This window comes from uncultured Metabacillus sp. (assembly GCF_947503125.1).
Taxonomy (GTDB): Bacteria; Bacillota; Bacilli; order Bacillales; family Bacillaceae; genus Metabacillus.
The window spans coordinates 1-835 of sequence record NZ_CANNCR010000171.1 but is presented as its reverse complement, the minus strand read 5'-3'; the positions used below and the strand labels follow the sequence as shown (position 1 = coordinate 835).

The 835-nt window shown below is 29.6% G+C and carries 1 protein-coding gene; it reads left to right on the top strand.

Going from position 1 to position 835, the window contains the following annotated elements; all coding sequences use genetic code 11:
* Positions 1-165 precede the first annotated feature (165 nt).
* The gene (locus Q1B07_RS26690) at positions 166-492 is read left to right on the top strand and encodes a hypothetical protein (RefSeq protein ID WP_299095854.1); all 327 of its coding nucleotides are present in this window, start codon (positions 166-168) and stop codon (positions 490-492) included.
* Positions 493-835 lie beyond the last annotated feature (343 nt).

Sequence of the window (835 nt, the reverse complement as noted above, 5' to 3'; positions counted from 1 at the left end):
AACCGGAAAAGCATTTTTTCAGCAGAAGTGTAAAAAGGAAACGAGCAAAAAGTGTAAAATTCAACTTGACGTCTACATAAGGATTACTTTAATAATCAAGGTGCAATAGGTAGATATATAAATAAAAAAATACAAATCTTCTATAATGAAATGAATAAAGACATATTGGAAGAGGCTTTAATACATGAATTTATTCATTACCTGTTTTTTGAATTTAAGAACTATTCTAATAAAGAGGGAGATTACCCCTTATGGATGGAAGAGGGCTTGGCAGAATTTGCACGGTGTCAATATGTGAAGGAAAAACAAGGAATTTGTTTTGAGGATGAAAAGTATTTGAACAGTAATTTACCTTTAGAAACTTTGCAAACATCTACAGATTGGTCAAATATTAATGAAATAGATTCTGCATATTATACAAGCTATATTAAAGTTAGTGAAATTATCGAAAAGAATGGAAAAGACTTCTTGTTTAAAAAATCAACCGAATGATTCAAATTAATGTTAATATAAATAACATTTATAAATCATTGAAAAAATTTTCTTAATTAAAGAGATTGCATAAAACCCCACTTTTTTATGCAGCTGCCAGGCTTCTTAAGAAGTTAAAAACCTTGATAAATCAACGATGTATAAATCATGCATAAAAAACAGATAAGAGCCAAACCCTTGATATGACTGGGTTTGGCTTTTTGGCTTACTTCCTATCATTGACTTTATGTCAACTAGATTTGTATAGAGTATGCATACAATCCTTTTGTGACCGTCAAGTAAAATGATACAATTTCTGCTCATTAATTTGAAACACTTTGTTGCCCAAATATGGTAGAACGAT